This window comes from Vibrio kanaloae (assembly GCF_024347535.1).
GTDB classification, from domain to species: domain Bacteria; phylum Pseudomonadota; class Gammaproteobacteria; order Enterobacterales; family Vibrionaceae; genus Vibrio; species Vibrio kanaloae.
In genome coordinates, this window is record NZ_AP025498.1 from 1,255,947 (window position 1) to 1,271,275 (window position 15,329).

A 15,329-nucleotide genomic window follows, 5' to 3' on the forward strand; every position below is an offset into this window, starting at 1 on the left:
GAGGCAGTCATGAGTAATAACCAAATAGAGCACCACCTCAGAAAAGCACTGGTTTCTAACAACGATGCTTCTAAGGTCACAGCGGACGACACCATAGTGCTTGCTAGTGCTATGACCAGCGTTCACAAAACGTTGCTCATCATCTTTCTTCTCGCTTTAGTTGCTATCGCTGTAGCGTCACAGGCACGCATCGATATTGTCGTTTCTTTGCGTGGAGAGTTGTTGTTGGAATCTGACGTTGAGAAGGTCCAGCACTTAGAAGGAGGTATTCTAGAAGAGTTGCTAGTAAGAAAAGGTGAAGTCGTTTACGAGGGGCAGCCTATCGCGAGAATACGCTCTCTTGATCGTAATACCCAACTCGATACGGTTAATACAGAAATCATTCAGCTAGAGCTAGACAAAATTCGCTATGAGAGTTTACGAGACATGAAGAAGCCAAACTTTACTGCTTTCACTGAAAAATATCCTGATCAGGTTCAAGTAAACATGAATACGTGGCAACAAGAATTCTCAAAAAACCGCTCTAATGAAGAGCTCATCACTCACGATATTAAGCATAAAAACTCTCTAATAAGTTCGATGTTAAAACGTAGAAAGAGCTCAGAGAACCAGCTTTCTCTGATTCGTAAACAACTCAACATCAAAAATACACTTTATAAAGAAGAGATGGCCTCATACGTTGATGTCCTCAATATGAAAGTACAAGAATCCAACATGGTACGTGAGATTGAAAACCTTGATGAGTCAGTCATGAATGAGCGTTTTCAGCTCGATAAACTAGAAAAGCAACACCGAGATTTGGTTGAAAATAGAAATTCAGAATATCAAGCACAAATTATTCAAGTGAATAAAGACCTTAAGCTAAAACGAATCTTACAACCACAACATTCCGATAAAGTTGATCGCCTTATTGTCTATTCTCCGGTCGATGGCGTAGTCGACAAGCTACACTTCAACTTTCGCTCTGCAGTGATTCCGCCAGGCGAAAGCATTGCCGACATTGCACCGATCAATAACTCGCTACACGGAGAAGCAAAGATCCCACGTAAAGACATGGGATTTGTTGAAATTGGCCAAGCAGTGAAAGTAAAAATGGACACTTATAACTTCGCCAAGTATGGCTTTGTTGAGGGGACCATTGCCTCAATCAGTCGTTCATCATACGAAGAAGAGGATGCCGAATTCTATTTAGCAGAGATTGAAATTGACCAAAATTTTCTTGAGCGAGGAGGCACTCAATACAAGTTATCACCTTATATGGAATTTACCGCCGATGTGAAAACAGGGTCACGTCGTGTGATCGAATATGCAGCAAAACCCGTGATGTCTGCCATCGAAGATGCGTTCGATGAGAGGTAATCAATGAGCGGAAAACCTTCATACAACATTTCCGTTCCAGCTCTACGCCTTAGCATATTGTTTAGTGTGGTATTAACCGCGCTCGCTTTCTATTTGTACTTTTCTTGGTCGAAAATAGACTCAGTCGCTCAAGTGCAAAGCGCCCCACTTCTAATAAAGGCTCAAGAACTCAACCAGACTATAGAACTTGATATCCAAACCCTCCAACGTTGTTTAAGAGCCAACAATTGCAGCAATGATTTGAATCTATCAACCTTAAAAAGCGAAATAGATGAGTTTAGGTCTTTAGCCTCTTTGAACAAAACCGAATTCAGCTTGGTTGGTGCGACCGAATATACCCAAATGGAATTAGCTATTAATCGCTTTGTCGATAGTTCTAAAAAACGTAATGACATGCTGCACTTATACCTTTCACTCACTAACAGCTACCTGCAAATGGATGACAACTATCGCAACATGTTTAATAAACACGCGAGCGACTTGATGTCAGAAAAGAACAAGTTCTTTGTGTGGTTGTTTATGATAGCCGTAATCTTGGCTGTTATTATCGTTATTTCTAACTCAGCAGCTATGTTGAAACTGAAAAAATCCAGCTCAAACGAACGAGAAATAGACTGTGAATTCGATGACTTATACCAAGAACTCAAGCAGTTAGATTTAAAAAGACTTGAAGAGCTTCTTAACGAAGTGAGCATCAACCCCAAACAACGTCAGATCTACTCTCACCTCAAATTGGTATTCAGTAAATTAGAAGACCAAAAGCGCAATAACGATCTCTACAAGCAACTGTATGCCCTAATAGGATATGAAATTCGCGGAATAACCAATACTATCAATGGTGGCGTGCAATACCTAGTTCAAGAAACAGATGAGAGCGGCGTGTTAATGGCGAAGGATATTACGTCTGCTTCCAATACACTATCAGAGCTTGCTGAAAACTATAACCGATTGATTTCTCAAGGCTCAGAGAGTAAATCTAAAGAATTCTCGCTTTTGAGCGTGCTGTCTGAATTGATGATTCATATCAGTGCGAAAGTTCAGCGTAATGAAAGCCAACTCGACTGTCTTATTTCTGATAATTTACCAAATCGCGTTGAAGGTCAATCCACCAGCTTATTCTGGATACTTTTCTTGCAGCTTTCTAACGCTATTCAGCTCAAAGCTAACAAAAAATTGTTTGTAACGATTGAATCTGGTGCGGCTTCTAATATGGAAAATACGCGCGTCACCATCAACCTTAATTTCCTCTCAACACTTGATGTATTTGTTGCCAAACTAAATACACTCCATTGGAGTGATCACAAAGACCACACTTCCAATACAGATGACTTAGCAAAGAGCATTTTAAAAGATTACGGATACTACGAAAGCCGCTGGTTCCAATCAGGCAATCAAGAGCGTTTTCAAGTAGAACTTGACCTTAAGGCTAAAAGCTTCCACACGGAGAAAACTCGTTTCGACGGTAAGCGTTTGATGCTCTGCGCAAATACTCAAATTCGTATTGATGTCATAAGAAAAATGCTCTCCAATTTGGGGCTCGATATCACCGAGATTCGCACTGCTAGTGAACTATTTTCAGCAGCGAAAACCTTCGGTGAATACGATGCAATAATGCTGACCGATACATTTGAACCCAATAAGCTTTCATCGCTCTGTAAAACAGTTAAATCACAGCTCAAGAATCACCCGAATACCAAGTTGTTGTTGTCCGTAACCAACACACAACACGCGCAAGAGTGCCACAGCTTCGTCGATAAAATCATAAACTCACCAGCTATTCCTTACGAGTTTATTCCTAACTTACTTTCCATTATGGAAGCGGAAGCCTCGGAAGGACAAATGGAAAACAGCTCATTCCTGATCGTCGAGGATGACCGAGTTCAACAGATCTTACTTAAGCGTATTTTGACCAAACAAGAGTACGAAGCAGACACTGTTGGTGACGGTGCCGACGCCGTAAAACACTTCATGAATCAACGTTCCGACATTATTTTTATGGATTGCATCATGCCAGGAATGGGCGGTATAGAGGCAACACAGCGTATTCGACAGTTTGAAAAAAATAAAGAGAGAAAACCTTGCACCATTATAGGTGCAACCGCATTGACCAGCAGTAACGAACACCAGGCTTGTATTGAAGCCGGAATGGATTACGTGATCAGCAAACCTTACAAAAGCGACGAAATCATCAAGGTGATCAACAAATATGTGGCGGTACAGAAACTTAACTAGCAGCATCATGGCTGCGCTTGCATTAAGTACTACACCTTCAGCATCGGCGACGTCCCTGCTTGAGGCAGTAGAACTCGGCCTGCAAAACAGCCTTTCACTTCGCGCGAGTAATAAAGGAGTCGAAGAGAACGAATACAACATTGGTATCAGCCGCTCTAAGTTCCTCCCTTCGCTTAATGGCGCAGCCGATACCACATGGAATGAAAATGAGACCTTATTGCGGAGCGTGCCCGATGAGACCTCAAGCTACAACTCGAACAGCTACAGCCTTTCCCTTTCCCAGTCAATATTCAATCTTGGCGATTTTTTTAAGTATGGAACGGCAAAGCTCGACTTCAACATTGAAGAGATTAAACACGAGAACAAAATCCAAGACACCATCTCAGAAGTCGGCTCTCAATATTTTGAGTACTTGAAAAACAACGCCCAGATAAAAGCAACAAAGGTTGAGCTTAAATCATCTCAGGCTCGTGAACATCAGATGCAACGTAACGTGGAACTAGGCAACACAGCTGCCAGTGAATTATACGAAGTGATTGCACAAAAAGAAGGGGTGGCAAATCGATTAAGAACATTACAAAAAGATCGCCAAGTCATTCTCAATGGCCTATCGATTCAGATTCAATACCCTATTACTCCGTCGCAAGACATATACGAAAGCGTGCCTTTAAAAGAGATCAACGAAACCGAACAACGCACGATCATGGATCAGGCGTTAAAGCTCAATAACGACTTGTTGGTAGCAAGGAAAAACGTCGAGAGAAGCCGTAGAAGCTTAAAAGAGAGCGGTTCGAATTTCTTACCGACCGTGTCGCTTTCAGCCAGCTATCGACACGATGACGCCAATAATTACGATAAGACTGACATAACAGCGACAGGCGAAAGTAACTCAACCAGTGTTGGCTTAAACCTCGCCGTGCCTATCTTGTCCGGTGGATCTGATTACTATGGCTATCAAAAATCATCGACGGCCATCGAACGTACTGAGCTGCTTTACCAAGATTCGCTTTACACCACACGTAACAGTGTGAATACATCAGTGCTCAACATTAACGATTTCTCGCAGTCTATAAGCAGTTACGAAAACATCATTCGCGCCAACTACGCCTCTTATAAAGGGATCCAAAGAGCCTACCAATTAGGCACGCGCACCATCACCGATTTGCTGGCGGCGGAAAGTAAACTGTTCAGCGCGTTAAGAGACTACGAAAGCGCACGATACGACTACATCATCGAGACCATCAAGCTTGAGCAAATTAAGGGCATACTCTCGATTCAATCTATCGAAAGCGTGATGCAATTGATGAGTGATATTGAAGATCAAGACAGTCAAGAATTAGTGCCTAAACACCTTCTCTCAGCTTCGTCCTTGAAGAAAGGAGATCGTAATGCAAACTAAACAATTTTCTCAAAAGATCAACATGGCAGACAAGTGTTATCTGACTTTCTCCACGATAATTTCCACCCTATTTGGGTTAGTTTTGCCCTTCTCTATTCTGATTATTTTCGACCGTGTTTTACCCAATCAAGCACAAAACACTCTGTTCTTATTATTCGCTATTATCTTGATTTCTATCTTCCTCGATTACCATCTCAAGAATCAGGAAGAGAAGATCTCATCTGTCATCATGAGGCAATTTGAGACCAACTTAACTAACAAGGTTTTTCAATCCATCTGTTTGGCTGAGATTTCCAAATACCGCCGCTTAGAACCCGGTGAGTACCTCGAACGCATCTCTACTATTCCTGAACTTAAAACCTTCTTTGGCGGAGAGTCTGTTCGAGCTCTAATTAACCTAGCAGTTAGCTTATTAACCATCATAATAATTGGGCTAATCAACATATGGGCGGGCGTTACTCTTCTAATAGCCTCAGTTATTTTGGCTATTTTCGCATTTAGCCTCTCTAAACAAAAGATTAGTAGCCTGCAAAATAAATCCGATATCGAAGGCTTAACCACATCAAAAATCATAGAAATCATCTCTAGCCCACTGGATATCAAAGCGCGAAACATGGAATACCGCGTCGAAAGCTTGATGACACAAATGGTCGAAGAGCGCGAAGTCGAAAACATCAAATATGAGCAAATTGAATCTAATTTCGGGTTGATATTGGCACTGATCCAACAGCTCTCCATCGCCTGTGTTGTTGTGGTGTTGGCAATGGCGGTTATCAACATGGAATCAAGCCAAGGGATCATGGCTGCAATCATCATGCTAACCAACCGTTACTTTGCCCCCTACCAACAAGTAATGCGTACCGCTAGCCGTTGGGAACTAAATAAACTTCATATACAACGTATCGCGGAACTGCTTGAACTGACGGCTTCAGTAGAACATCAACATGAAACAACAGAAGTGGAACGCATTTCAGTCAAGTACTCTGACAAGCAACGTATCGAATTCGAGCGTGGTCAAGCCTATTTGCTCACGGGGAAAAGTGGTGCAGGTAAGACCCACCTCGCCAACTGTATTACGAGACAAAGCAGCGATGACCATCTGGCAATTATGATCAACGACACGCCTCTGAGTGACATTAACTACAACGTTTGGCGTAACAGCGTGTTGATGGTCGATAAAACGAGCTCGTTCGTAGAAGGTACCATTATTGATAACCTCACCTGTTTCCGACCAAGCCTGAATAACACGGCTTTCGCACTGTGTGAAACCATGAACATCAAGACACAAATCGATGCTCTTCCCGCCGGATTTTACACCGAACTTAAAGGTCACATGCGCAACCCATTCTCACGCCAAGTTGGTTATGCTCTGTTACTCGTCCGCGCCCTGCTCGCTAGCAAGCGCGTATTAATATTCGACGATATCGATTGTGTCTTTGACGATGAATTTGCCCGAGTGGTGCTGAGCAGTACTGCTTATCGTTCTAATGACAAGATCTTGATCATTGCCAGCAATAAAATGGACAAGCTTAACCACCGCCTCAAACGTGTCAAACTGACGGGAGGTAATCAATGAGTATTCTCGTTGACTTCAACAATGTATCGCAGCGTGTATTGGACTTTGAAGCAATCGGATATAACGAACGCTACAATCAGTCACCTCTGATTCGTGGATTAGCTTACGCATTGATAGCGCTTGAATGGGAAGGTACGCCTGCTATCCTCAGTGATGCGTTTATGCCAAAACCAAAAGACAGCGACAGCTTTACCGCAACCATAGAGCGTCTTGGATACCGTTGTGATGCCACTAAGCTTAAAACACTCGAAAATATCGATAAGCACCCTAATCCAAGCTTTATTGAGATAGAAAACCTCAACGCCATCTTTTTGGGAACAAAGGATGGAAAATTGCTGCTGTTTGATTACACGAACAACAACACCATTGAGTATCCAATGTGTAATAAGCCATGCTTGTTGATTTCTATTAGCGAGTACTCTCGTCTATTTCGCGAACCACCACCAGAATCTCAAGATAGAAGTCATTGGATCAAATATGCTTTCTATCGCTATAACAATGAATTCAAGAGCTTAATAATTTTGAGCTTCTTCATCAGCGTACTTGGGGCATTACAACCTTTCTTTATTATGAGTGTGTATAATTTTGCGCTCACGTCTAGTTCTCAAGTAACACTCTACTGGCTGACCTTATTTGCTATTATTGTTGGCTTCTCTGAATACTTTTTTAAGAAAATGCGGGTCAATATCATTGCCACTTCCGGTAAAGATCTCGCGATGCACATATCCCAAGCCGTTATATCAAAGCTTCTATGGTTGCCCTACGCTATGACATCAACCGCTGGGGTTTCGTCTCAGTTGGCTCGCTTAAAAGATATCGACACCTTCCGACGATTGGTAACGGCAGAATCGACCCTCAGCTACTTTGACATGCCATTCGTGATTGTATTTATCATCGCGATAGCTCTGATGTCTGGCACGGCAGCACTGGTAGTAATGGCCGGCTTAGTCGTAATGTTGGTATTCTGTGCGTACTCTCGCTATATCTACTCACAAGCCACATCCAAAAGCTCTCGTGCCAATGCGATGGTCTCTTATCAATGGAATGAGCTCCTTCGTGGTATCAAGACCATTCAAGGCCTACCTTTGTTGCGTGTAGTTCAATCTCGCTTCAGTGCTTCCCATATGCAAAGCACTAATGATGCAGAGAACGTCGCCGTGACCAACAGTAAAATTCAGGCTGCAGGGGGCAGTTTGATCCAAGTGATTGGCACGGCAAGTATTGTCGCTGCGGTAATCGGCGTAATGGAAGGCACTTCAGATGCTGGTGCCATGCTCGCAACCGTTATTTTAGTTTGGAAGGCATTAGGACCGATCATGGGTATTTACAACTCAATTTCCAAATTCCAATCAATTAAGGCTTCATCAGCTCAGATCAACAACTTGATGTCGATGAATGACGACAAACTGACTTTAGAAAAGAGCCCGCCCATTCGCTTGTTTCAAGGCAGTATTGTGGGCAGTGGTGTGAGCCACCGTTACACAGGGGCAGCAACCGGTTTAACCAATCTTGGTTTCAAGATACCACCCAGAGCAAAAGTCGTGATTTGTGGCCCGACAGGCTGCGGCAAAACAACGCTAATTTCCATCATTGCCGGGTTAGAAGACCGCTATCAAGGCGCGGTATCGGTCGATGGCTACAACATCAAACAATTCAACAGTTATCGCTATCGCACATCGATTAACTACATCCCTTTTAACTTGCACATCTTCGAAGGCTCTCTAGAGACCAACTTCATTTTGCACAATGGACTCATTCCCACAGAGGATATGCAAGAGATGATCAGCTTCTTCGAGTTGGATGAATGGCTTCCGGAAGGCTTGGCTACTCAGTTAAGCGTGGATAAATGCAAAGGCCTTCCCAACGGGGTTCAGCAAAAACTGCGGTTAGCGCTTGGCTTAGGTAATTGTGAACAATCTCTGATCATCATTGACGAACCTTTCAATGGCTCCGAACACGAAAACGCACAGTATTTTAATCGTTTGTTCACCGATAAACTGTTGAACACGACCGTGATTTTTTCGACGAATGACCCTAGCTTAATCATTACATCAAACATGAGCTTAGTCCTAGAGTCAGATGGGAACTTGAAATATTTTGGTTTAACAGACAAATACTTAAACAGTTTAAGTTAAAACTACAACCTTTATTCACAATTAAATCTTTAGGTAAACGGATGTAATTGACAAAAACATAAGTGAAAGAGATGATTTACCCTCAACTCACATTTAACTAGGAAGAAAATGTACACATTCGTTGCAGACAAGCTTGATGTATCGTACTTATCCACTATTCCTGAAAACCATCAATTTCAGGACTGCGACGTACCTGAAGAGGAAATCGAACTCCGAGAGGTTGTTGAGGTATGGTATGAGTGTGCATTTCTACCCGCTTTTAACCTTCAGCAAATTGACATCGCAAACAAAGCTGAGCTAGTCGTGATACAAAGCCATGTTTTGAATAACGACACTAGCACTCTCGCCTTCCTGTTAAAAAGCAGAGTATATCGTGCCGCACTCCAGCGAATGCTAGGGGTTTGGACATTAGAACCGACTGCAAAATCAGCTCTAGAGCAACTTCTGTTAGAAGTAACTAAAGACAAAAACCATCATCATTAAGCTTTCTTTAAAGTTTCTCATCAATAAAAATACAAAATGAACCGAAGGCCGAACGTCATCAATGGTCAGGAACGGAATACATTGCAAGATAAGCGATAAGATCCTAAGAATTTATACCCCTTCCACACTTCCACTAAGTTTACGGTATCAAAGTTTCCATATTGTCATTTTTATTCTACTGTTTTATATAAAAACAGTAGCACGGATCCTTATATGCCGATTACGGTCTGGAATAGCCTTTCAGTCAAACACAAACTCTTTGGCTTAGTTTTACTCCCCATTTCACTCTTGCTCTTCCTTGCTGGCAGACAGGCTTATATCTTAACAACTCAGTTAGCCGATTTTGAACGAACCAACCAGCTATTTGTCTACCTTCAGGATGTTTCGGCCTTATCTCGGAGTACTCTAACTTTTAGCTCGGAGGAGTTTGCGACACAAAGTAGCCAAGTCAGAGAAGAACTGAAAAAAGTCTCCCCATTGATTTTTTTAGACGCTTTTGATGAAGTAAATCAACTTGTAACAGACTTCAGCGACGCTACTCTATTTGCGATGGAAGCAACCGATAGTTACGCTAAATTAGATGCCCTTGAGTGGCAAAGTGACACGTACAAGCGGTTATTGATTGAAATAGAAAAAGTCCCGTTTGAGAACACCAAACGTGAAATTCAGCAGCACCTCACTGCATTACAACAGCTTGAATGGCTAGCTTTTTGGTCAAATGAGGAATTCAAACTGGGTACCTCACTGATTGAAATATTTCAAAACAGCCAAGAATACAGCCCAGAACTTGCAGAACAAATAAAAACCCTCAGTGAAAGGCAACAACTGTTCCTAGAGCGCTTCGTTTTATTAAATGCCAACGAGGATCAAGTCGCTTTAATGGTTGAGGTGTTTAGAAATGACGTTTTTACTCAAAGCCAAAAAATAAGAAGTGCTTTACTCAACTTCAATGCAATAAGCAAGCTAAGTCCACAAGAAATTTCGGTTGGTTTAGAGGCCATGAACACACGCCTAAGCCTATTACAAAGCCTCGGCAGTGTCATTAAACAAGAGTTCAAACAAGAAGTTGAGCAAGCGATTTATGCCGCTCAGATGCAGAGAATACTGTTTATTTCGATCGTCGCCTCACTCACTGCACTAGTGATGGGGTTAACATTAAGTTTGACAAGGCAGGTCACTAATAACCTTAATTTGGTTCTCAAGTTTTTAAAAAGTGAGAACGATCAAACTCGGCCTTCTTTAGATAAGCTGATACAAGGAAAAGATGAGCTCAGTCTATTTGCTCAGCAAGTGAAACGATTGACCATCGAACAAGGGCTCGCTAAAGAGAGACTGATGATAGCGAAAGAAGACGCCGAAAGAGCTAAAGAAGAGGCTGAACAGGCAAAAGATCACGCAATCCAAGCGAGTAAGGCAAAAAGTAGCTTCCTAGCTAACATGTCTCACGAAATACGTACTCCATTAAATGGTGTTATCGGTATCTCAGAAGTCCTTTCCGATACTCCGCTGACCCCAACACAACGAGATTATGTTGATACCATTGAAATATCATCTCAACTGCTACTGAGTTTAATCAACGATATCTTAGATTTTTCTAAGATAGAATCTGGCATGCTATTAATCAGCCCACATTCCGCATCCATTAGAGAATCAATATACGATATCGCCTCAATTATTGCGCCGAAAGCAAAAGAGCAAAATATCACAGTTAGCGTCGACATCAGCTCAGATACACCAGCTCGAGTCATGCTTGATGATCACCGATTAAGACAAATTCTAATGAACTTTATGTCGAATGCAGTGAAGTTTACCGCAAAAGGTGGGGTGACATTATCGATCCAGACTCTCAGCCAACCTAGCACTAGTGTTACCATTAGATTCTCTGTACGTGACACCGGCATTGGTATAGATAAACAGCAACAAAAACAAATATTCGAACCTTTTGCTCAAGAGGACAATTCAACCACTAGACAGTTCGGCGGCACAGGTCTTGGTCTCGCCATCAGCACTCAGCTTGTTGAGCTTATGGGTGGTCGGATTCAACTCACCTCAGTTAAAGGGGAAGGCAGTTGTTTCTACTTCGATTTAGAATTACCGGTTGACTTAATGTTGCCGAAGCCAAGTTTAGCAACCGCTAACATTTACATTTTCGGTAACAAAAATGTACTTTCTGAACGCATAGAAAACGACCTTAATCTTTATGGTTTGAAAGTGACTAAAATAACGGAACACGCGGACGATATTGTTAAGCAAATCAGAACGAAAAAGTACAGTAAATCGACCACTGTCATTTTCGCTGAAGATGATTCGTTTCGAGTTAACGACCATTCCGACGACTTAGATAAACTGCATCAAAACGGCGCTACTATTTGTCTCCTTCGTTCATTTCTCAGCGAATCGGGTGATATGGGTAATAGTGTTACCGCTCAAGTATCACAACCGCTACTTGGCATACGCTTAATAAAAGCCATTGAACTTTGCGACGTACAGGGTTTTGCTGCTCGCTCAGAAGCTAGTCAACAAGATCTAATGCCTCAACATAAAATTCTGATCGTGGAAGACAATAAGATAAACCAAAAGATTGCGGGCCTTCACGTAAGTAAAAGTGGCTTTGACTTCGAATTTGCAAACAATGGCCAAGAAGCCGTGGACATGTTTGCTAATAACTCTCTTTACGCGGCAATATTGATGGATTGTATGATGCCAGTTATGGATGGCTTCCAAGCGACAGTCAACATCCGAAGAATTGAAGAGGAAACAAAAGCAAAACGTCGTACCCCTATTATTGCACTTACCGCCAGTGTGATTGATGATGATATTCAAAAGTGTTTTGATGTGGGAATGGACGACTATGTACCAAAGCCATTCAAGTTCGAAATGTTGGAAGAGAAAATCCTAGCCGCTGTTGAGACAATGCCTTTGCCTGTCACCTCTCATCAAAATTCAACATCAGTAGTGTCAACTGTCATTCCTATTAATAACGCAAGCAAAGCCAAACAGACATTACCAGAAGAAACGGAACAAAACACAGTGCCGAGTAAATCTGAAAAGATACTTCTTGTCGAAGACAATCGCGTGAATCAGAAGGTGGCATCTTTAATGCTGAAAAAAGCGGGCTATGCATTTGAAATTGCAGACAATGGACTAATCGCTGTTGAGATGTATAAGAGCGACAGTAACTTCGACATTATTTTAATGGATTGCATGATGCCAGTAATGGATGGTTTCACCGCAACTCGAGAGATTAGAGAATATGAGAGAAATCTAGGTTTAAATAAAACTCCTATCATCGCGTTAACCGCCAGCGTTATCGATGATGACATTCAAAAGTGCTTTGATTCGGGAATGGATGGGTACGTCGCGAAGCCCGTGAGAAAAGACAAACTATTCCATCAAATAGAAAGTGCAACTTGTTAGACGAGATGACCCACACACGAGTCGCACAGTTCAGCACAAGACATTACAAAAAAAGCCAATCGAATATATCAACTGACTTCTTATTTGTTCAACGTTGTTATTGAAGATATTACGAGCTTGGCGCTACTCGCTTCTCTTTCAGCTGATCAATCACGTAACCCGGGGCCACTTTCGAAAGCTCAACCAAGCATTCGTCAGTTTTCTCATTACCGTAGCGCACGTAAATGTCACACACTGCATACAACTGCTCTGGAGAACCCGATATTAGGTACGCTTTTTCGAACGACTTGGTCGATTTGTCGATATCTAACTCTTCTTGCAATACCCCATTGAGGTACCAGTAATAGCTATTATCTTTCGCTAGCTTAGCGGCCACTTCAATCTCATGTGCCGCTGCGCTCTTGTCTTCAAGGCGAACCAAAGTCAGAGATTTAGAGTAATGCAAAGCTGCGTTGTCTGGTACATGTTTCAAACCGCGATCCAATACATCGACCGCTTGCTGGTCTTTGTTCTGTGCACGGAAGTTATCGGCATAACTCAACCAAACTTGTGGCTCTGTCGCATGAGTATTAATGAGATCCAAATAAACCGTTTCGGCCTTATCCCACTCGTTGTGCCAGCGAAGTACATCAGCAAACAGCAATTGATACTTTTCAGATTCTTGCGTTTCTAGGAAACTAATCAACTCTTTTACTGGTGGTTCGATTTGTGCTTTTTGTTGATCATCTAAGGCATTAAAGTCACGAATTAGATTTGATGTTGCCGTGTGGCGAACCATAGTATCGCTGTCTTTAAGCAACGGAGATACCAATGCCCAGCGATGTTCTAGTTGATAAGGTTCAGACCCAATCACCGACGCTTCACGAACTTCAGGGTCTTGATCTTTCAAACCTCTAACAACAGCCACCAACGCATTTTGGCTTGGGTAAGCGGCCAATTCTTGCAGCGCACCAGTACGGTTTTCAATAGACTGATTCTGATCTTGCGCCATGTAAGACAACTGTTGAATTCGGGTTTGAGTGTCCGTCATTTCAAGCACTTGATTGATATTTTGTGCTGATGCATCAACAGTTTGTTGACCGCTATTAGCTGCCATTGCTGACGTTGATAGCAGTGCGGACGTTGAAATAAATAAAGCAACCGCTGTCGCTAAACTTTTCTTGATCATAGTATTACCTTAAGCTGGAGAACTTAGCTTGTCCCTAGACTCATATTTGATTAAATTTCATTAAGATCGATAGCTCTAAACCTAGAACTTGATTTAAAACTTGGTCTCGAACGTAGCTTGTTGCGCCTGTTCTACTCGACGCGCCATCATCACAGAATCACTGTACTTACCATGAGCAACAGGGTGTCTCATCGCACGCGCAATATACGCCATCGATTTATCAACATGAGAGAAGAACTTGTGCCAGCCCGCACATAAATAGTTCAAGTCCGGCTCACCCGCACGAGTTTTGATAAAGCGGTTTTTAGGGCATTCGCCATGACAAGCAAACTTGTAGTCACATTGCTGGCATTGGCTCGTCAGTGTGCGTGATTTAGCAAAGCCAAATTTCTGTTGTGGTGCGCTATATGCTAGGTCATCAAGCTTTTCGTGATGGATGTTGCCGATTTTATATTCAGGGTAAACGTAGTGGTCACAAGAGAACACATCGCCGTTTGGCTCCATTGCTAGGCCTTTGCCACATATCTCGTTCAAAGTGCAAAGCGGGTTCGGGCGACCAATCCACGTTTCTAAGCTCGCTTCAAAATACTGAACGAACACTTTACCGATGTCGTGCTTCGCCCACTCGTCAAACACAGCAATCAGGAAGTTACCCCACGCTAAGTCCGACACACACCAAGATTCCATGATCGAATCTTTATGGCCAGGGATCAGACGCTTGTCACCTTGCTTAAGTTGCTCACTCACTTGAGACGTTTGTGGCGCAACCGTTCTAAAGGTTTTCTGTTCAACGATAGGAATAAACTGCATTTGTGGAGACTTCACCACATCACGTAGGAAACGATACACTTCTAATGCGTTTTGACTGGTCAGGTTATTCACACAAGTAAGCGTGGCGAATTTTACTTGGTGCTTGTGTAGCAGCTCAACAGCAGCCATCACTTGTTTGAATGTGCCACGACCCGCTCTGTTGGTACGGTAAGCGTTGTGCAGCATTTCAGGGCCATCAATACTTAAACCGATTAGGAAGTTGTTCTTTGCTAAGAATCGACCCCAATCATCATTCAATAATGTGCCATTAGTTTGTAGATCATTTGAAATTAACACACCTTCGGGCTGATACTTTTTCTGTAGCTCAACCACACGCTCAAAATAAGCCAAACCTAATATGGTAGGTTCACCACCCTGCCATGAGAAGATGATTTCAGGTGTATTTTGACCTTCGATGTATTGTCGGATGTAAGTCTCTAGCGTCTCATCATCCATTCTTGGAGAACTGCCTTTCTTGTACTCCAACAAATCTTGCTTACTTAGGTAATAACAATATTTACAGTCAATGTTGCACGCTGCGCCAATCGGCTTAGCCATAACATGCAGGCGCTTAGACGCTTTACCGTTATATTGTGGACCTTGAGTAATATGCATGATTTACCTACCTATCTTAGTGTCTTGTTCCCATCATAATTCCGAATTAACTCAGTGGCATGTTATACCCTTTATAACCAATAGGAATGACCAAAAACGTTAGAATTACATCCTATTTCGAATATTTGAGGCACG

Annotated in this window: 9 protein-coding genes; 7 read left to right on the plus strand and 2 right to left on the minus strand. The window is 42.4% G+C overall.

The window, feature by feature from the left end; genetic code table 11:
• The first annotated feature begins 9 nt into the window (after positions 1-9).
• The 7 genes from OCV24_RS19810 to OCV24_RS19840 all read left to right on the plus strand — a co-directional run bounded on the left by OCV24_RS19810 (position 10) and on the right by OCV24_RS19840 (position 12,601).
• Positions 10-1,359 (plus strand): HlyD family type I secretion periplasmic adaptor subunit, encoded by a 1,350-nt coding sequence (locus tag OCV24_RS19810; protein ID WP_017058421.1) that lies wholly within the window; start codon positions 10-12, stop codon positions 1,357-1,359.
• Between the two features lie 3 nt (positions 1,360-1,362).
• Positions 1,363-3,591 (plus strand): ATP-binding response regulator, encoded by a 2,229-nt coding sequence (locus OCV24_RS19815; RefSeq protein ID WP_150879228.1) that lies wholly within the window; start codon positions 1,363-1,365, stop codon positions 3,589-3,591.
• Positions 3,566-4,990, plus strand: a complete 1,425-nt coding sequence (locus OCV24_RS19820; RefSeq protein WP_150879227.1) for a TolC family protein — start codon at positions 3,566-3,568, stop codon at positions 4,988-4,990. The genes OCV24_RS19815 and OCV24_RS19820 overlap by 26 nt, the downstream gene beginning before the upstream one ends.
• Positions 4,980-6,566 (plus strand): ATP-binding cassette domain-containing protein, encoded by a 1,587-nt coding sequence (locus tag OCV24_RS19825; RefSeq protein WP_137027241.1) that lies wholly within the window; start codon positions 4,980-4,982, stop codon positions 6,564-6,566. The genes OCV24_RS19820 and OCV24_RS19825 overlap by 11 nt, the downstream gene beginning before the upstream one ends.
• Positions 6,563-8,701, plus strand: a complete 2,139-nt coding sequence (locus OCV24_RS19830) for an ATP-binding cassette domain-containing protein (RefSeq protein WP_150879226.1) — start codon at positions 6,563-6,565, stop codon at positions 8,699-8,701. The genes OCV24_RS19825 and OCV24_RS19830 overlap by 4 nt, the downstream gene beginning before the upstream one ends.
• A gap of 108 nt (positions 8,702-8,809) precedes the next feature.
• Positions 8,810-9,184, plus strand: a complete 375-nt coding sequence (locus OCV24_RS19835) for a hypothetical protein (protein WP_137027239.1) — start codon at positions 8,810-8,812, stop codon at positions 9,182-9,184.
• A 213-nt stretch (positions 9,185-9,397) separates the two neighbouring features.
• Positions 9,398-12,601, plus strand: coding sequence for a response regulator (locus tag OCV24_RS19840; protein WP_150879224.1), 3,204 nt, complete (start codon positions 9,398-9,400; stop codon positions 12,599-12,601).
• Positions 12,602-12,710: 109 nt separating this feature from the next.
• Here OCV24_RS19840 and OCV24_RS19845 read toward each other — a convergent pair whose 3' ends face one another.
• Together OCV24_RS19845 and OCV24_RS19850 are read right to left on the minus strand one after the other, a co-directional pair.
• Complete coding sequence (locus OCV24_RS19845) at positions 12,711-13,769, minus strand: tetratricopeptide repeat protein (protein WP_150879223.1); 1,059 nt, start codon at positions 13,767-13,769, stop codon at positions 12,711-12,713.
• Between the two features lie 93 nt (positions 13,770-13,862).
• Positions 13,863-15,194, minus strand: coding sequence for an anaerobic sulfatase maturase (locus OCV24_RS19850; protein WP_150879222.1), 1,332 nt, complete (start codon positions 15,192-15,194; stop codon positions 13,863-13,865).
• Positions 15,195-15,329: the final 135 nt, after the last annotated feature.